This window comes from Halorarum sp. SLYT50, from assembly GCF_059821265.1.
In genome coordinates this window covers 456,109-473,230 of record NZ_JCAMRW010000002.1, presented here as the reverse complement: position 1 = coordinate 473,230, position 17,122 = coordinate 456,109, and the positions used below count along the sequence as shown (strand labels likewise).

Annotated in this window: 13 protein-coding genes; 7 read left to right on the top strand and 6 right to left on the bottom strand. The window is 68.7% G+C overall.

All coding sequences use genetic code 11. The features are described from left to right. Window positions 1-9: 9 nt before the first annotated feature. The 3 genes from AC6RUA_RS17725 to AC6RUA_RS17715 form a co-directional block, all read right to left on the bottom strand. Complete coding sequence (locus AC6RUA_RS17725) at window positions 10-2,616, bottom strand: hypothetical protein (RefSeq protein ID WP_499815670.1); 2,607 nt, start codon at window positions 2,614-2,616, stop codon at window positions 10-12. A 45-nt stretch (window positions 2,617-2,661) separates the two neighbouring features. Next, on the bottom strand, window positions 2,662-2,919 hold the full coding sequence (locus tag AC6RUA_RS17720; RefSeq protein WP_499815669.1) for a hypothetical protein: 258 nt from the start codon (window positions 2,917-2,919) through the stop codon (window positions 2,662-2,664). 127 nt (window positions 2,920-3,046) lie between these two features. Further along, the gene (locus tag AC6RUA_RS17715) at window positions 3,047-5,647 is read right to left on the bottom strand and encodes a hypothetical protein (RefSeq protein ID WP_499815668.1); all 2,601 of its coding nucleotides are present in this window, start codon (window positions 5,645-5,647) and stop codon (window positions 3,047-3,049) included. A gap of 234 nt (window positions 5,648-5,881) precedes the next feature. Here AC6RUA_RS17715 and AC6RUA_RS17710 point away from each other — a divergent pair, with 234 nt between their 5' ends. Both AC6RUA_RS17710 and AC6RUA_RS17705 read left to right on the top strand, forming a co-directional pair. After that, window positions 5,882-6,796 (top strand): HpcH/HpaI aldolase/citrate lyase family protein, encoded by a 915-nt coding sequence (locus tag AC6RUA_RS17710; protein ID WP_499815667.1) that lies wholly within the window; start codon window positions 5,882-5,884, stop codon window positions 6,794-6,796. 185 nt (window positions 6,797-6,981) lie between these two features. Further along, the gene (locus AC6RUA_RS17705) at window positions 6,982-7,758 is read left to right on the top strand and encodes an IclR family transcriptional regulator (protein ID WP_499815666.1); all 777 of its coding nucleotides are present in this window, start codon (window positions 6,982-6,984) and stop codon (window positions 7,756-7,758) included. Between the two features lie 518 nt (window positions 7,759-8,276). Here the strand turns inward: AC6RUA_RS17705 and AC6RUA_RS17700 are convergent. Continuing rightward, window positions 8,277-8,648 carry a VOC family protein gene (locus AC6RUA_RS17700; protein WP_499815665.1) on the bottom strand — a complete coding sequence of 124 codons (372 nt, stop codon included), beginning with the start codon at window positions 8,646-8,648 and terminating at the stop codon, window positions 8,277-8,279. Window positions 8,649-9,254: 606 nt separating this feature from the next. Here AC6RUA_RS17700 and AC6RUA_RS17695 point away from each other — a divergent pair. Further along, window positions 9,255-10,127: a sugar phosphate isomerase/epimerase family protein gene (locus AC6RUA_RS17695; protein ID WP_499815664.1), complete on the top strand. Its 873-nt coding sequence runs from the start codon at window positions 9,255-9,257 to the stop codon at window positions 10,125-10,127. 12 nt (window positions 10,128-10,139) lie between these two features. Here the strand turns inward: AC6RUA_RS17695 and ilvA are convergent, their stop codons facing one another. After that, window positions 10,140-11,357 carry a threonine ammonia-lyase gene (gene ilvA, locus AC6RUA_RS17690; RefSeq protein ID WP_499815663.1) on the bottom strand — a complete coding sequence of 406 codons (1,218 nt, stop codon included), beginning with the start codon at window positions 11,355-11,357 and terminating at the stop codon, window positions 10,140-10,142. A 276-nt stretch (window positions 11,358-11,633) separates the two neighbouring features. Here ilvA and AC6RUA_RS17685 point away from each other — a divergent pair, with 276 nt between their 5' ends. From AC6RUA_RS17685 to AC6RUA_RS17675, 3 genes are all read left to right on the top strand, one after another. Continuing rightward, window positions 11,634-12,881, top strand: coding sequence for a CapA family protein (locus tag AC6RUA_RS17685; protein WP_499815662.1), 1,248 nt, complete (start codon window positions 11,634-11,636; stop codon window positions 12,879-12,881). 54 nt (window positions 12,882-12,935) lie between these two features. Continuing rightward, window positions 12,936-13,826 carry a Gfo/Idh/MocA family protein gene (locus AC6RUA_RS17680; protein ID WP_499815661.1) on the top strand — a complete coding sequence of 297 codons (891 nt, stop codon included), beginning with the start codon at window positions 12,936-12,938 and terminating at the stop codon, window positions 13,824-13,826. Between the two features lie 458 nt (window positions 13,827-14,284). Continuing rightward, the gene (locus tag AC6RUA_RS17675) at window positions 14,285-15,019 is read left to right on the top strand and encodes a fumarylacetoacetate hydrolase family protein (protein WP_499815660.1); all 735 of its coding nucleotides are present in this window, start codon (window positions 14,285-14,287) and stop codon (window positions 15,017-15,019) included. A 247-nt stretch (window positions 15,020-15,266) separates the two neighbouring features. Here AC6RUA_RS17675 and AC6RUA_RS17670 read toward each other — a convergent pair whose 3' ends face one another. Beyond that, on the bottom strand, window positions 15,267-16,715 hold the full coding sequence (locus tag AC6RUA_RS17670) for an enolase C-terminal domain-like protein (protein WP_499815659.1): 1,449 nt from the start codon (window positions 16,713-16,715) through the stop codon (window positions 15,267-15,269). A gap of 21 nt (window positions 16,716-16,736) precedes the next feature. Between AC6RUA_RS17670 and AC6RUA_RS17665 the strand changes: the two genes are divergently transcribed. Beyond that, window positions 16,737-17,099: a hypothetical protein gene (locus tag AC6RUA_RS17665; protein ID WP_499815658.1), complete on the top strand. Its 363-nt coding sequence runs from the start codon at window positions 16,737-16,739 to the stop codon at window positions 17,097-17,099. Window positions 17,100-17,122 lie beyond the last annotated feature (23 nt).

Genomic DNA, 17,122 nt, shown 5'->3' with positions numbered 1-17,122 from the left:
CGAGCGCCGCTACCGCGTCCGGACGACGTGGTACGGCTCCGGGTGGTCCGGGTGGTATAGCCCCGGGGAGAGGACCGCGTCGCCCGACTCGTCGGTCGTGCCGACGTAGACGAGCAGGTCCCACTCGGGGGTCACGTAGTCGGCCGGAACGACCGCGCTGAACCCGCCGTCGACTCGGTCCATCTCCGCGGTGCGGAACGGCCCCTCCGTCTGGTTCGTGTGTCGGTAGTGGAGCGTCATCCCGTCGAGGTCGGTGAGGCCGCTCGTCCGGACCCGGACCGCGAGGTCCTCGCCGCTCCGACACGTCTCGGGCACGTCCACCTCCAGCGGCGGGGCCTCGAACGGCGGGGTGGTCGTCCGCTCGACGGCGAACGGGTCGTCGCCCGGTTCGCCGTCACCGCCGTCCGTCCCGTCGCGTAGCGCTCCGAGTTCGTCGAGGTCGGCCTCCATCTCCACCAGTCGGTCGCTCCACGTCCCCTCGTCGGCGTTGGACGGACCCATCCCGAAGCGGAGGTCGTCGTGGTACGTCCCCGTCCCCCGCGTCGCAAGCGACTCCCACGCGTCTGTCGCCCGGCGCATGTACTCCTCGGCGGCGGCGAGCGACCCTGCGTCGCCCGTCCGCTGGTGGTGAGTGAGCGAGAGCGCGGCGCGCGTCTTGTCCGCGTGGTAGCCCGCGAGGTCGGCGAGCATCCGCATGTCGAGCGTGGTCGCCCGGAACTCGGCCGTCGGGTCCGTCGCCGACCGTTCGGCGGCGTCGACGGCCTCGTGCGTCGCCCGCGCGAGGTGGTCGTACCACCGCGCCACCTGGGGCGGGGAGTACTTCGCGGCGAAGTCGGCATCGGCGTCCAGTGAGGCGTCGACGAACTCGTCGATGCCGTAGAACAGTCCCGGGTCGCTCGGCTCCGCCGTCGCGTACGTCACGTCGCCGAGCGACTCGTTGAAGTTGTGCTCCGCGAACAGCGCGCCGCCCGTGTCGAGTTCCGCCCAGTTGACCAGCGCGGGGTGGCGGGTGAGATGCGCGGCCGTGATGAGCGGGAGCACCTTGCTCGCCGACGCGTACGCGTCGAGGACGTCGGAGGCGGCCTCGCCGAACCGGGCCGAGAACTGCCGCTCCCAGACGGCGGGGTCGGTGTCGGTGGAGTAGCCGAGTCGGCCGAACAGGAGGTACCACGCCCAGTAGCGCTCGTCCTCCCACTCGTAGTGGCGCAACTCCGGGTCCTCGAACAGGTCCCACTGTTCCTCCTGCAGGAAGTGGTGTCCGCCCTTCAGACTGAGCGGCGTCGTGACCTCGAATCCGACCGCGTCGCCGAACTGGGTGCTGTGACCGAACCGCCGGGCGTAGTCGGGGTCGCCCCACAGGAACACCCGGTTCGTCCCCGTCACCCACAGGCGGTAGAGCACGTCGAAGTACCGCGGCTTGCGAAGCAGGTTCGAGTAGCTGTAGCGACGGTGTTTGTTCATGTCGTCGAGGTTGGCGAGTTCGTCCCGGCGCATCTGCGTGTTGTGGTGGGGGAGGCCGGTCGACTCACACCAGTACTTCGTGGGGACGGTGACCTCCAGCCCCGTCTCCTGCGCCCACCGAATCATGTCGTCGGTCAGCCCCTTGGCCCGGAGGTCTAGCCGGACCGGCGTCCCCCGCTCCTCGGACGCCTCGTCGACCTGTCCGATTATCTCCCGCCAGAACTCCTCGGCCGTCGAGCGGTCGCCCACGCCGGACTCGAAGTTCACCCGGAGCTGGACCCCGTCGATTTCGGGGCACTCCACCAGCATCCTCCGCAGCCCCGTCGCGCAGTAGTCGGTGTACTCGTCCGCGTCCGTCGGCAACCCCTCGACCAGCGTCCCCTGATCGGAGGGTTCGTGGTCGATGTCCGGGTTCGCGGACCACGGGCGCTGCTGCCACGTGGCGAAGACGAACTCCAGCCCGTACTGCCGGCAGAGCTCTCCGATTCGACGGAGGCGCGACAGGTGCTCTTCCCGAGAGACGTCGATCTCGTCGCTCACTCGCACGTCGGGATAGTCGGGGACGTCGACGAAGAAGGGGTACGGCGGCGAGAGGTACGCCGTGTCGTACCCCGTCGCCAGCACGAACCGGTTGTACCGCGCGCGCGCGAGTCGGTCGAGGAAGTAGTGCCAGAACTCGTCGTCGAACAGCCACTCGTCCTCGACCGGCCCCTCGACGAACCGGTCGACGCCGCGGACCTCGTTGTCCGGCGTCTCGGAGGTGTCCTCGACGTCTGCGAGCGCGGCGGTTCCGCCGGTCTCGACGCGCTCGGTGAGTTCGAGCAACGCGTACATCAGCCCCCGGTCGTCGCCGCCCGCGACGACCAGCACCGAGGCGTCGTCGACCGTCGCCCACTCCATGACGACGCGCTCTGGCGCCGCTGTCGGGTCGTCGAGGAGCGCCTCGACGACCTGGTCGTCGACCCGTCCCGCCACCAGGACCGGCGTGGCGTCCGTCTCCGTGGCGTGTCTCACGGTGTCGACCGTCCCGCCGTCGGCCTCGACCGCCGCCACGAACGCGTCGAGCGCGTACTCGACCGGGTCCGGTCGACCGCCGGGCGGGGTCCGGTCTACGATAACTACGTCGCTACTGAACTCTCTACCGGTCTTGCTCATCGTGCGCGTGGCGCTATGTCCGACGACGAGATAAGCCTACCTCCGCTACAGGCCGAGCGAGTCCAGTTCCGCCTCGCGACGCGACTTGCACCTCCAGAGCAAGACCCCGACGACGGCCATCGTGGGGAGAAACAGCCCCAGATTGAACACCACGATGAGGTAGGTCCCGGTTCCCCGCTCGACCGTGAAAAACGAGAGCAGCATCAGGGTAGAGAACACGGACAGCGTGACGAACAGCAACTGGAGGGCCTGCTCGAACCCGCAGACGACGGCCCAGAACCGCTCGCGAAACGTCGATGGCATGATGGTTCGTCTTCGCTTCCGGATATAAGCTCATCGGTGAGACCCCCCCTCGGGCGCCGCTGGGGCGACCGCCGATCGACGGCCGTGGGGGGTCGAGCGTCTTCGCCCCGAAATGGTACGGTCCCTCCTACTCGACGACGACCTCCAGGTAGGGGGCGGGTTCTTCGGCGTGGAACACGCCCGGCGCGATGACCCCGTTCCCCTCCTCGTCGGTGGCCGTGACGTAGACGAGCAGGTTCCACTCGGCGGTGAGGTAGTCGTCCGGGACCGTCGCCCGGTACTCGGTCCCGACGGCGTCCATGGGGACCGACTCGAACGCACCCTCCAACTGGTTCGCGTGTCGGTAGTGGAGCCTCACGTCCTCGAGTGGGGAGAGCGGTCCGGCGGTCGCCCGCACGGGCAGGTCCTCGCCGGCCGGGTGCGCGTCGGGGACGACCACGTCGGGCGTCTCGGAGGGGAACCTCGCTACGTCGCCCGTCTCCAGGTCGACGAGACGGCCGTCGCCCGTCCACTCCTCCCGGTGGTCGACGCCGGCCTCGTCGAGGCGGCGTTCGAGTTCCTCGAGGTCGACCCGCAGTTCCCGGTCGAGGCGGTCGGTCCAGTTGCCCTCGTGCGCGCTGGACGCCCCCATCGCGAACACCAGGTCGTCGTGGTAGGTCCCCTCTCCCAGCGCGGCGAGTTCGGACCACGAGTCGACCGCGGCGCGCATGTGTGCGTGCGCGTCCCGCAGGTCCGCAGTGTCGTCCGTCCCCTCGTACAGACACAGCGCGGTTGCGGCGCGGGTCTTCTCCGCGTGGTACTCGGCGAGTTGGCTCACCATCCGCATGTCGAGGACCGTCGCGTCGAACTCCGCGGTCCGGTCGCCCGGACTCGACTGCGCGGCGTCGACGGCGCTCCGGGTGTCCTCGGCCAGTCTGTCGAACCAGCGGGCGAGTTGGAGCGGCGTGTACTTCCCGGCGTGGCTCCCCGTCAGCACGTCGTCGACGTACTCGTCAATCTGGTAGAACATCGCCGGGTCGCTGGGTTCCGCCGTCGCGTACGTCACCTCGGTGAACCACGGATTGACGTTGTGCTCCGCGAACAGCGCGCCGCCCGTGTCGAGTTCCGCCCAGTTCCAGTTCGTCGGGTGTCTGGTCAGGTGGGCCGCCGTGAGGAGGGGGAGGACCCGGCTCGCGGACTCGTACGCGTCGAGGACGTTAGAGGCCGCCTCGCCGAAGCGCTTGCGGAACTCGCGCTCCCATATCTCCGGGTCGGCGTCGGCGTCGTACCCGAGACGGCCGAACAGGAGGTACCACGCCCAGTAGCGCTCGTCCTCCCACTCGTAGTGGCGCAACTCCGGGTCCTCGAACAGGTCCCACGGCTCTTGAATCTCGAAGTGCCCGCCCTTCATCGCGAGCGGGGCGAGGACTTCGAACCCCTGTGCGTCGCCGAACCCGACCGTCTGCGAGAACCGCCGGGCGTAGTCGGGGTCGCCCCACAGGAACATCCGGTTCGTCCCGACCACCCACAGCCGGTACACGAAGTCGTAGTACCGCGGCTTGCGGAGCAGGTCCGAGTAGCTGTAGCGGCGGGCCTTGTTCATGTCGTCGAGGTTGGCGAGTTCGCCCCGGCGCATCTGGGTGTTGCTGTACGGGAGGCCGGTCGACTCACACCAGTACTTCGTGGAGACGGTGAGGTCGACGCCCGTCTCCTGCGCCCACCGAATCATGTTGTCGGTCAGTCCCTTCGCGCGAATGTCGAGCCTCACCTCCCTGCCGCGTTCCTCCGCGGCGGCAGCGGGTGCCGCCGTCATCCGCCGCCAGAACTCCTCGGCCGTCGAGCGGTCGCCCACGCCGGACTCGAAGTTCACCCGGAGCTGGACCCCGTCGATTTCCGGGGCGGCGACGAGGAGTTCCTCGAGTCCCCGGGCGCAGTACTCGGTGAACTGCTCGTCGTCGTCGAGCGGGAGGTTCTCGACGAGGAACCCCTGGTCGATCTCGTCGTCCTCCATGTCCCGGTTGACCGACCGGGTCCGCTGTTGCCAGGTACCGAAGACGAACTCCAGTCCGTACTGGTGGCTCAACTCGGCGATTCGTCGGAGCAACGAGAGGTGTTCCTCCTTCGACTCGGTCACCCGGTCGCTCACCCGAACGTCGGGGAAGCCGGGGACGTCGACGAAGAAGGGGTACGGCGGCGACATGAACGAGGTGTCGAACCCGGTCGTGAGGACGAACCGGTTGAACCGGGCCCTGGCGAGTCGCGCGAGGTAGGAGTGCCAGAACGACTCGTCGTAGAACCAGTCGTCCTCCGGGGGACCCATGAGGAACCGGTCGGCGCCGCGAACCTCGTTGTCCGGCGTCTCGACCGCGTCTTCGATGGCGTCGAGCGCGTCGAGCCCGTCACTCTCGACGCGTTCGGCGAGTTCGAGCAGCGCGTACATCAGTCCCCGCTCGTCCGACCCGGCAACCACCTGCGCGGTACCGGCGTCCGTCCGCACTCGCTCGAACACGACGGCTTCCGGCTCGTCCGGCGCGTCGTCGACGAGCGACTCGACGACCTGCTCCGTCGTGGTGCCGACGACCAGATACTCCTCCGCGTCGACCGCCGACCAGTAGTCCGCCGTCTCGAGCGTTCCGCCCGCCCCTTCGATGGCCCCGTACAGTTCGTCGAGTCCGAACTCGACCGGTTTCGCGCCTCCGACTCGCTCGACGACGGTCACGGTCGCCGTGGCTTGCTCGCCTCTCGTCATTGTTCGAGGGGTGGGGGAGTACCTATTTATAATTATGTTCGACGCCGAACCCCTCGGGAACGAACCTCGGTGGCCACCCTCCTCGATTCGAGACCCGGTCCGACCGGCGCGCACGAGCGTCACGAACCAGCGGTGGGTGAGGGAGGTCTGCTCTCCCCACCCGGAGAGCCGGGGAGAGGGGTGTCCGGTCGGAGAAACAGTTAATAGCACGCACAGAATCGACTGGTACTGGAGATGGACGAGAGCATCCGCCTTCGACGGTCACAGCTAGCAACGCCCGGGAGCGACGCGAAGATGATGCAGAGCGCCGCGCGCAGCGACGCGGACGAAGTGTTCCTCGACCTCGAGGACTCGGTCGCGCCCGACGAGAAAGCCGCGTCCCGCGAGCCCCTCGTCGAGGCGCTCACCGAGAACGACTGGAGCGACAAGGTGGTCAGCTACCGCATGAACGGGCTCGACACCCGCTGGTGGTACGACGACCTCATCGAGGTGGTGAGCGAGGCGGGCGACCACCTCGACGACATCATCATCCCGAAGGTCAAATCGGCCAGCGACATCCACACCGTCGACACGCTTCTCACCCAAGTCGAGGTCAACGCCGGTCTCGAGGAGGGCGCCATCGGTCTCGAACCGCAGATCGAAGACGGGACGGGGATGAACAACGTCGCGGAGATAGCGCACGCGAGCGACCGGTTGAGTTCGGTCATCTTCGGTCCGGGCGACTACTCGGCGGCGATGGGGACGCCGGGGCTGGACATCGGCCAGTTCCCCGAGTACCCCGGGCACTACTGGCACTACGCGCTCTCCCGCATCAACCACGCCGCCAAGAGCGCGGGGCTCCCGTGTATCGACGGACCGTACGCCGACATCGACGACACGGAAGGGTTCCGCGACTCGTGTAAGAACGCGGCGATGCTGGGGTGCGACGGGAAGTGGGCGATCCACCCCGACCAGATCGAGATCGCGAACGAAGTGTTCGCGCCCGACCAGGAGGTCGCAGAGCGCGCCCGGCGCATCGTCGACGAGTACCGCAAAGCGCAGGAGGAGGGTCGAGGGGCCGTGCGGGTCGACGGACAGATGGTCGACGAGGCCACGAACAAGATGGCACAGGACATCGTCACCCGAGGGGAGGCGGCAGGCATCCTCTGAATCCGGCCCGACCCGGCGAGCCCCCGGTTGCGCGTCGCTGTGCGTCTCTTCGGCCACCCGGGTTCGACCCTGACCCACCGGAGTCCTGGGGGTCTGATTTCGTGATGGTACGCTCCTATTCACGATGGGAGACGAACGTGTTCGGCCAGCGATAACGCTTTAGTTCTGGCAGCCAATCACGCGCCATGGCAACGCAGGGCACACGGACGTCGACCCCCGACGTGAAGTCCGTCCTGACCACGCTCCGGATACTGGAGGCGCTCCAGGACACGGAGCAGACGACGGCGAGCGAACTCGCCTCCGAACTCGGGTTCACGACGAGTACGGTCTACAAGCACCTCAACACGCTCGCGAAGGAGCGGTACGTCATCAAGGAGGGGACGGAGTACCGCATCGGCCTCCGGTTCCTCAACCTGGGGCAGAACGCGCTCCGGAACCGGGAGATATACCAGGTCTCGAAACCGGAGTTGGTCGAACTGGCCGACCGGACGAACGAGATGGCGAACCTGATGGTCGAGGAGGGGGGGCGCGGCGTGTTCATCCACAAGGTGAGCAGTGACGAGGCGGTCAACCTGGACACGTACATCGGAAAGGAGGTGCACCTCCATACGACGGCGCTCGGGAAGGCAATCCTCGCTCACTTCCCCGAGCAGCGCATCGACGCCGTGCTTCGAGAGCACGGTCTGCCCGAGTTCACGCCGAACACGATCACGGATCGCCAGACGCTGGAGAGCGAACTCGCCACCGTTCGCGAGCGCGGCTACGCGGTCGACGACGAGGAACGGCTGTACGGACTCCGGTGCGTGAGCGTGCCCGTCACGGGGAAGGACGGACTCCCGCTGGGGGCTATCAGCGTCTCCGGACCGAAGAGTCGGATGTCCGAACGCCGACTGAACGACGAGATACCGACGCTCCTCGAGAAGGCGAAGAACGTCATCGAACTCAACGTAATATATAAGTGACATACTCGGTTAGCCTCCCCACTCTCTCGTCATTCTGATGCGTGTTCACTGGAGCGACTCGAGTTGTTCGTAATACGAATGACCGCCTCCGGAGTCGTAACAAGTACTGCTGGTGCGGATATCTCCGAGTGATATAATGGGGTATTACCGCTTCAGACGGCGTCCGACGGCCGTCTCACGAATCGGATGAGAGCCACCGGTCTGACAGTGGTATCACTGTAAACGAACCTAGGGCCCGGTACTACTCCCCTACCGACGGCGTCGACGACCGTTGCGAATCGGCGCCGTTACCGACTCTATCGGCGGTACGCCTCTCGATTCCAGTATTAATCTCTCCCAATCACGAGAACGGGAGAATGGGTCCGACCGCGAGCGACGCGGATTTCTCATCGAGAAATCGACGCGCGGAAGGGGAACTGACCGCCGAGTTTTCGACGGACCTCCGCGTCCATCGGGACGTCGGAGGGACCGACTGACCGGCGTCCGACCTTCGACCGGGTACCGAGCGGCCACGACGCTCACTCTAGCGGTTGAACCAGTTCGACGACGTGGCCGTCCGGGTCGGTGACGAATGCGGTCCGGGCGCCGGCCTCGGGTTGGTCTCCGGGCTCCTTGACGACGCCGTAGTGGTCGATTCGGTCGAACGCCTCGTCGACGTCGTCGACTTTCACCGCGATGTGGTCCCAGGCGGTTCCCGGCTCGAACTCCGTCTCCCCGTCGGTCTCGGAGAGTTGCAGTTCGACCCCGTTGTCGGCCGCGACGTACCGGTTCTCCGTCGTCCCGTCGCTCGTGACGAACGACCACGACTCGGAGAACCCCAACTGGGTGGTGTAGAACTCGACCGCTCGTTCGACGTCCGCCACGTTCAGACACGCGTGGATGAACTCCATAGCGACCCCGAGGTCCCACCGGTAGATAGGTGGTCCGGTCGCGGCGGCAGTCGAAGACCGTCGGCCCGTGAGTTCGGCCGGACAGCGGAGAACAGTCTGTCCAGTCGGCCGTGTGGTTCGTCGAATTTGTAGTCGTATTACATAAATAATAGCAATAGTATTATACGATTGTGTAACATTATCGACATCTATCGTCAGTGCCGGTACGGATGACCGGTGGCTTCGTCGCCGGAGCGTATATTTACTCGAGTCCGTGGAGCGACACTCAGTCCTCTGTCCGCCCCCGTACTCGGTTGCGGTTCGACGTATCCGTGTGCAGGCGCTCACGACTAGATTCGTACCCGACACCTAACGGTCCGGTGGCGAAACGCCGAGCTGCCGTCGGTTCTGTCTCTCCTTGCTCCGGTAGCTTCGCGGTGATAGTCTCTATTATCGATATCTGATAGGTATGACATCAGGTATACAATATAAAATTTATCATGACAGCAAAAGCAAATTCACGAGAAAGTACACTCGCCGAAGCGTGGAACGTGAGGGGGAGACGACGGAGCGGCTCCCGACCGTGTCCCGGCGAAGATACAAGACGGTCGCCGCGGAAGGGGGGCCATGCAGACAGCAGCCCTGACGAAAATGTTCGCCGAGAGCGGTCTCCACCGGGCGTGCGACCTCGCGGCGGAGGCGGGGTTCGACGCCGTCGAGTTGATGGGACGCGACCCCCACATCGGGCCGGAGACGAGCGTCGAGGAGGCCGCATCGCTGCGCGACCACCTCGACGACCTGGGTCTCGACGTTCCGTGTTTGGCGACGTACACCGGCGGCTACGCGGACCGCGACGCTGACGACGCCGACCGGGAGGCGGAACTCGACACGCTCGACCGCTACTGCGACCTCGCGACCGCGCTCGAGTGCGACCTGGTGCGGCACAATCCCGGGGGTCCGCCCGAACACCGTGCCGAGGAGGCGGACTACGAGCGGGCGGCGGCGTGGCTCCAGCGGGCGGCGGACCGCGCGGCCGAGGACGACCTCCGCCTCGCCGTCGAGATTCACTGCGCGAGCGTGGTCGAGACGGCCGGCGCGGCCGTCGACCTCTTCGAACGGGTCGACCGCGACAACGTCTGCGCCATCCACGACGCCGGCAACATGTACATCTCCGGCACCGACTACGGCCTCGACTCGGTCCGAACGCTGGGCGAGTGGCTCGGCCACGTCCACGTCAAAGACGAGGTGCGCGTCGCCGACCCCGACGCGTACGCGGCGTTCGGCGTCGAGACGGCCGCCGGCGAGGAGACGTTCCGGCCGTGCCCGCTCGGGACGGGCGGCGCGGACCACGCTCCCCTGTTCGCGGCGCTCCGCGACGCCGGCTACGACGGGACGCTCACCGCCGAGTGTCACCTCCCGCCGCACGGCACGTTCGACGCGCCGGCGCTCGCCGCTCACGAACGCGACGCCGTGGAACGGCTGTGGGCCGACGCCGCCTGACCGGCCGCCAGCCTAGCTTATCTGCGTGACCTCGTAGCCGAGGTCGCCGATGGTCTGGCGTATCGACCGGGCGTGTTCGGCGCCGCTGGTCTCCACCTCGAACGTGATGAACGCCTCGCCCACGTCGAGGTCGGCGTTCGCGCGGTAGTGGTGGACGGTGCGGATGTTCGCGTTGTGGTCGCCGACGACGCCGGCGATCTCCTCGAGGACGCCCGGGCGGTCGTCGATGCGCACCCGTAGCTGGAGGGTGCGCTCGCGCTCGGTCAGTTCGTGAGTGAGGAGCGTCTGGAGCATCGAGACGTCGAGGTTCCCCCCCGAGAGCACCGGCACGACCGTCTCGCCGGAGGCGTCGACCGACCCGTCGAGAAGCGGGGCGACGGCGGCCGCACCCGCCCCCTCGACGACCTGTTTCGCCCGCTCCATGAGGAAGACCACGCCCCGCGCGATTGAATCGTCGGAGACGGTCACGACTTCGTCGACGTGCTCCTCGATGAGACCGAGCGTGAGCGACGAGACGCCACCGGTGGCAATGCCGTCGGCGATGGTGTCCACCTCCGCTGTCTGCGGGCTGCCCTTCTCGAGGCTCCGCGGCACCGTCGCGGCGTCGGCGGCCTGTACGCCGACGACGCGCACGTCCGGACGCTCGGCTTTCAGCGCGAGGCTCACGCCGCCCACGAGCCCGCCCCCGCCGACGGGGACGAGCACGGTGTCCATCTCGGGGACGTCCTCCAGCAGTTCCAGGCCGAGCGTCCCCTGCCCGGCGACGATAGCCGGGTCGTCGTACGCGTGGACGAACCGAGTCCCCGGAACGTCGGCGAGTTCGTCCGCGCGCTCCATCGCCGTCCGGAAGTCCTTCCCGTGGAGGAGGACCTCGGCGCCGTACGCGCGCGTCGCGTCGACCTTCGCCTGCGGGGCGTCCGTCGGCATCACGATGGTCGCCTCGAACCCGGCGTGCGTCGCCGCGAGCGCGACCCCCTGCGCGTGGTTGCCGGCGCTCGCCGCGACGACGCGTTCCGCCTCGGGGTCGCTCCCCAGCGCGGCCATCTTGTTCGCCGCGCCGCGCGTCTTGAACGACCCCGTCCGCTGGAGGTGCTCCATCTTCAGGTGCACCTCCGCGTCCGCTCGCCCGTCCAGCGACCGACTCCGGTCGACCGGCGTGTGCTGGACGATATCCGGGTCGAACCGGTCGGCCGCGGTCAGAACGTCCTCGAACGTCACACGGGGGATCATCGTCACACGGATGGACGGCTCGCGTCTTAGGTATTTTCGTCCGGTCCCGTCCGTCTTCACCGTTACGACGCTCAACCCGGTGCGGGCGGCGCTGGACGGCGATACAGCACAACGGTCTCACCGGTCGCGGGTCGGCGGTGGTCGAACCCGCCGACCGGAAGACGCCCGTCGCCGACCTCGCGACGGGACCGACCGAAGCTATTTGTTCGCTACCCCTCGTGGGACCCGTGTGCATCGACAGTCACCGTTCCGACGCGCGGCGGCGGAGTGTCGCAGATGAACGACGCCCGCCTGATGCTCGACTCCGGCGGCGAGGCGGACTGGTCGCTGTTCGTCGCCGGAGACACCTGCCTCGACGCGGAGCGGGAGGGCGGTCCGTTGCTCGCTCCCGGCCTCCGCGAACGGGTGGCGGCGGCGGACGTCGCCGCGGTCAACCTCGAAGCACCGGTCGAACCCGTCGACCCGACGCCCGTCCCCAAGAGCGGGCCGGCGCTCGTCACCCACTCCCGGACGCCCGCGCTCCTCGCCGAGGCGGGCTTCGACCTCGCGACGCTGGCGAACAACCACCTCCTCGACTACGGTCCCGCCGGCATGCGCGCGACGCTCGACGCCTGCGCGGACGCGGGCCTCGCGACCGCGGGCGTCGGCGAGAACCGGACGGACGCGCTCGAACCCGCCGCCTTCGAAGTGGGCGAGGTCTCGCTCGCGGTAGTCGGCGCCTGCGAGCGCGAGTTCGGCGTCGCCGGTCCCGACGACCCGGGGACGGCGTGGAGCGCTCACCCCGACGCTCTCGACGCCGTCCGGGCGGCCGCGGAGGCGCACGACGCGGTGGTCGTCGTCGAACACGGTGGCATCGAGTACGTCCCGTTCTCGCCGCCCGAGCGCCGGGGACGCATGCGCCGGTTCGTCGACGCGGGGGCCGACCTCGTGGTGGGCCACCACCCCCACGTCGCGCAGGGGTGGGAGCGGTACGGGGGCGCGCTCGTCTGCCACAGCCTCGGGAACTTCTGTTTCGACCGGCAGGCCGACGGGGACAACACTGGGTGGGGGTTGGCCGTCGAGGTGGGGTTCGACGGTGCGACGCCCGTCGGCGCCGACCTCCACCCGGTCGAATCCGTCGACGGCGTCGTTCGCCCGCTGGGTGCGGAGCGCTCGCGCGCCGACCACCTCGCTCACCTCCGCCGCCTCGCGGAACTGACCGGCGACGACCGGTACCGGGGCCTCTGGCAGACGGTGGCGGTCCGCGCGTTCCACGAGCGCTACTCGAACTGGCTGCTGACCGGCGTCGGCGAGAACCTGTCTCGGGCGCGGGCGAACCCGGCCGACCTCGACGCCCAGCGTGCGCTGTGGGACCCTGAGCGGCGGCGGGCGGAACTGCTCACCCTCCTCAACGTGGTGCGCAACGAGTCGCACCGGGCGACGATGACGAGCGCGCTCGCGGTGCTGTCAGGCGACCGACGCGACGAACGCACACCGGCCATTGAGGAGACGGTCGAGGACCTGCTCGCGTGGACGCGGCGGTGACGAGCGACGGGGGTGAGGATTTATGTGTGGCGTGCGCGATTCCAGGACACGAACATGATAGACATCGGTCTCGCGGGACTCGACACCAGCCACGCCGGGGCGTTCGCCGACGCCCTCGCCGGCTTCGACGACATGCGGCTTCGGGCCGTCTGGGACGGCGGCGCCGTCCGGACCCCGGCGTACGTGGACGACTTCTGCGAGGCGTACGACGCGCGCCGCTACGACAGCCTCGACCGCATGGTCGACCGGGTCGACGCCGCGATGGTGCTGACGGTCAACTGGGAGACGCACCGCCCGCTCGCCACCCGGTTTCTGGAGGCGGGCGTCCCGACGCTCGTCGACAAGCCGCTCGCGGGGCGGTGCGACGGCGTCGACGCCATCGCCGAGGCCGCCGACCGGGCGTCGCTGTTCGGCGGGTCGGCGGTGCCGTTCCACCCGGACTTCGACGGCCTGCCGCGGGGTGAGAGCGGCCGGACGGTGTTCGCCGCGGGCTACAACGACTTCTTCTACTACCGCGTCCACCTCACCGACACGCTCCGCCTGCTCGCCGACGCCGACTGGGCCGAGGTTGCGCCGACGGAGAAGCCCGGAACGACGATAGACGTTCGCTTCGAGGGCGACGCGCACGCGACGCTCCGCTTCGACGGTTCGCCCGACCCCGGTACGTTCAGCGTCCTCGACGTCGGTGCGCGGACTCGGACCGTCGACGTCCCGGCCGACGAGGAGGTGCTCGCGGAGATGTACGGCCCGTACCTCGGCGCGTTCCGAGCCGTAATCCGCGGGGAACGGGACGACACCCACCGCCTGCTCGACTCGGGGCGCCTGCTGTTGGCCGTCGAAGCCGCCCTCGCCGAGGGGCGGCCTATCCGGTCCGACGACGACGCGATAGCCGACGTCCACGTCGACGGGGCGGCGTTCCTCGACCAGTACGAGCCGTACTACTGATGCGCTACTGGGGTACCGTTGACTAGCGCGCAGCCGGATTTGCGCCCGTCGAACGCGCCGGCGAGACTCCGGGCCGCGGCGTTTCCGGCGGAGTCGACGGACGCGCGCCCCGTTCCACACACTCTCGCACGTCCCGTACCCCCCGGGCCGTCCGACCGCCTCTCGCGTCGCCATCGCGTTTGGAACACGGAAACACCCGAGCCGACCGCCGGTGGCAGTTACAGTGATATGGCTGTAATTCCCGGGCCGCCCCCGTCTCGCTGCCGGTTCTCCGCGTCCGAGAACGCAGGCTGCGGCCGCTTCGAGCGGCTACGGGCCGGCTGAAGTGAGAGTCAGGCGTTTGGAAAAACCAAACGGTCGTGCGGTCCGTCGTCGAGTTCCGGACGTCCGGACACCTGAGACGGCAGGGAACCGACGGAACCGAAAACTCGTTATGGCGGCCCCCGGAGGTGGTGTGTATGCGACGCGTTCGCTTCCGCGACGAGACTGGTTTAGCCCGCACCGGTGAGTGGACCGACGACGGCGTCGAGACGCCCGACCGGACGTACGACCCGGCCGCGGTCGAGGTGTTGCCGCCGTGTCACCCGACGAAGGTCGTCTGTCAGGCCGGCGGATACATGGACCACCGCGAGGAGTCGGGCTTCGAAGACCGCCCCGAGCGCCCGGAACTGTTCCTGAAGGCACCGAACGCGGTCGTCGGGCACGGCGACGCCATCGAACTGCCGCCCGGGCGCGACGTCGTCGAGTTCGAGGCGGAGTTCGGCGTCGTCATCGGCGAACAGTGCCGCGCGGTCGACGAGGCGGACGCGATGGCGTACGTCGAGGGCTACACCTGCGTCAACGACGTCTCGAACCGCGACGACCAGAACGAGGAGCGTAACTGGGTCCGCGGCAAGGCGTTCGACGGGTCGCTCCCGATGGGACCGGTGGTCGCCACCCCCGACGAGGTGCCCGACGACGCCACACTCACCCTGCGGCACAACGGCGAGGTGAAACAGGAGACCACCACGGACCACATGATATTCTCCGTGCCGGAACTCGTCGCGGACGTCTCCGAACTCATCACGCTCGAACCCGGCGACGTCGTCGCCACTGGCACCCCGTACGGCCCGGACGCGTTGAGCGAGGGGGACACTGTCGAGGTGGAGTTCGAGGGCGTCGGCACGCTGGAGAACCACGTGACGACGCGGTAATCACCCCTCCAGTCCGAGTCGGGCGTACTGGTTCTCGGCCACCTCGTACTCCCGGAGCGTCTCGACCATCGACTCGCGGAGGCGCTCCTCGACGTCGCGGCCCGCGCCGGCGAGGTTCCGCTCCCGTTCGGGTTCGCCTCGGTGTCCATGCCCGTCCGTGCCCCGACCGTCGCCGAGATAGTTTGTCCCGCCGCCTCTCTCGGACCCGTGGGTCGTCCGGCCGCGTCGGTCCGTTCGCGCGACCGTACTACTCGGAGATGGAGTCGACCGACCACTCCGCGACCGGTGTCGCCTCCGCGGGGTCGACGTCCACCGCGTGGCCGAACGGCGCTTCGAGCACGGAGTCGAGCGTCACGCGCCCGTCGCGCACGTCGAGGGTGACGAACCCGTCCTCGTGGCGCGCGAACAGGTCGGGGTGGGCGTCGAGCGTCGCCGCCTGGGTCGCCTCCGAGAACGCGCTCAGGCCGCGGTAGTAGTGGTGGCCGTTCCGCTCGACGTTGTCCACGCCGATGGTCGCGGCGACGGCGAAGTCCTCGGGGAGTTCGACCGGGCCGAGTGTCGTGAGGTCCTCGCCGGTCATCAGGTACTCGCGGTCGCCCGACTCCCGTCGCCGTCGTTCGACGAGACAGCGGTTGGCGATGCCCTTGAAGACGCCCTTGCAGTTCTTGTGGCTCGTGCCGGCGTACCCGCAGTCGAGCGCCCGGCGCGCGCTGTCGAGGGTGTCGTCCGACTCGTCGATGATGACCGGCGGGCGGTCGGTCCACTCGGCGAACGTCTCGGCGGTGGCGTCGCTGAACGCCTCGTCGCGCGGGAGGGGCTGTTCGACGTACAGCAGGTGGTCGAGGAACGCCGCGAGCACGGGGTCCTCGCGCATCGCCTCCCACTGCGTCCGGAAGTCCTCGACGTCGTCGTACTGCTCGTTGGCGTCGAGCGAGAGCGCGTAGTCGTCGAGGCCGCTCCCCTCGACGACGTCGCGGACGGCGCGCAGGCGGTCCGCGTCCCCGCCGTCGGCGGCGAGTTTGATTTTGAAGTGGTTCACCCCCTGCTCGTCGACGTACTCCGAGAGGGTCTGGGGGAGGCCGTCGTCGAGTCGCTCGCCGGCCGGCACGTCCGCGGGGACGAGCGGGTCGCTCAGCCCGACCGTGTGTCGGACCGCCATCTCGCGGGTCGGCTCCGCCGGCAGCAGGTCGGCCGGGTCCGCGTCCGATAGCTCCGGGTGAATCGCGCCCAGGTCGAGACCGAGTTCGCCCGTCCGGACGGCTTCGGGGAACGGGGTCCCGGTCGCTCGGCAGTGGGCGTCGAGAAGCGCCTGTTCGACGAGGCTCACCCCGTAGCTCCACAGCAGGGCCGGGTGCGGCGTGTCCGCGGCCCACTCGCCCACGGCGTCGTGGAGGTCCCGCCAGAGGGCGAACGGCGAGGGCCGCTCGCCGAGCGACTCGGCCCGGTCGCACGCCGCCTCGAACGTCTCGACCATCGCCGCAACGCCCTCCGCCATCCCCATGTCGGGGTCCTTGTAGAACCACATCGGCGCGAGCGCGCCCATGCTCTGCCCGGTCGTCGCCTCGCCGTCGACCGTCGCGTCGAGCGTCAAGAGCACCTGTGGTCCGGCGGTGACGTGGACGTTGCCGAAGTGAAACGACATCCGCCGACGCAGGTTCACGACGCCGAGCGCCGTCCCCGTGACAGTGATCGCCATACCGACTCCTCCGTGGGGGAGGTGATAAACGTCCGCCTCCCGCGGTCGGCTCCCCTCCACCGGCGACACACCGAGTTGAGCCGGGGGAGCCGGAGGGGGATGGTAGCGATTGCCCGCCTCGACTACGGCGACGTCGAGGACCCCCTCCGCCTCTCGACGCAGGCCGGCTGGAACCAGACCGCGGCGGACCGGGAGCGCGTCCTCTCGCCCGGGGGCTGTTTCGGCGGCTACGTCGACGGGGCCCTCGACGCCACCGAGTACGGCGCTCCCCTCTACCGCGACCACGGGCTCGCTCGCCAGCGCGAACTGTCGCGCATGGTCTCGGACGCGACCCCCTGCCTGCTGACCGGCGAGGGCGTTCGCGCCACCGCCAGGTTCGCGTGAGGGTGACCGGCCGCCGCCGAGGG

Excerpts from the sequence above, each read along its gene's own strand:
- AC6RUA_RS17725 (WP_499815670.1), bottom strand. The coding sequence starts at position 2,616 with ATGAGCAAGACCGGTAGAGAGTTCAGTAGCGACGTAGTTATCGTAGAC.
- AC6RUA_RS17720 (WP_499815669.1), bottom strand. The coding sequence starts at position 2,919 with ATGCCATCGACGTTTCGCGAGCGGTTCTGGGCCGTCGTCTGCGGGTTC.
- AC6RUA_RS17715 (WP_499815668.1), bottom strand. The coding sequence starts at position 5,647 with ATGACGAGAGGCGAGCAAGCCACGGCGACCGTGACCGTCGTCGAGCGA.
- AC6RUA_RS17710 (WP_499815667.1), top strand. The coding sequence starts at position 5,882 with ATGGACGAGAGCATCCGCCTTCGACGGTCACAGCTAGCAACGCCCGGG.
- AC6RUA_RS17705 (WP_499815666.1), top strand. The coding sequence starts at position 6,982 with ATGGCAACGCAGGGCACACGGACGTCGACCCCCGACGTGAAGTCCGTC.
- AC6RUA_RS17700 (WP_499815665.1), bottom strand. The coding sequence starts at position 8,648 with ATGGAGTTCATCCACGCGTGTCTGAACGTGGCGGACGTCGAACGAGCG.
- AC6RUA_RS17695 (WP_499815664.1), top strand. The coding sequence starts at position 9,255 with ATGCAGACAGCAGCCCTGACGAAAATGTTCGCCGAGAGCGGTCTCCAC.
- ilvA (WP_499815663.1), bottom strand. The coding sequence starts at position 11,357 with ATGATCCCCCGTGTGACGTTCGAGGACGTTCTGACCGCGGCCGACCGG.
- AC6RUA_RS17685 (WP_499815662.1), top strand. The coding sequence starts at position 11,634 with ATGAACGACGCCCGCCTGATGCTCGACTCCGGCGGCGAGGCGGACTGG.
- AC6RUA_RS17680 (WP_499815661.1), top strand. The coding sequence starts at position 12,936 with ATGATAGACATCGGTCTCGCGGGACTCGACACCAGCCACGCCGGGGCG.
- AC6RUA_RS17675 (WP_499815660.1), top strand. The coding sequence starts at position 14,285 with ATGCGACGCGTTCGCTTCCGCGACGAGACTGGTTTAGCCCGCACCGGT.
- AC6RUA_RS17670 (WP_499815659.1), bottom strand. The coding sequence starts at position 16,715 with ATGGCGATCACTGTCACGGGGACGGCGCTCGGCGTCGTGAACCTGCGT.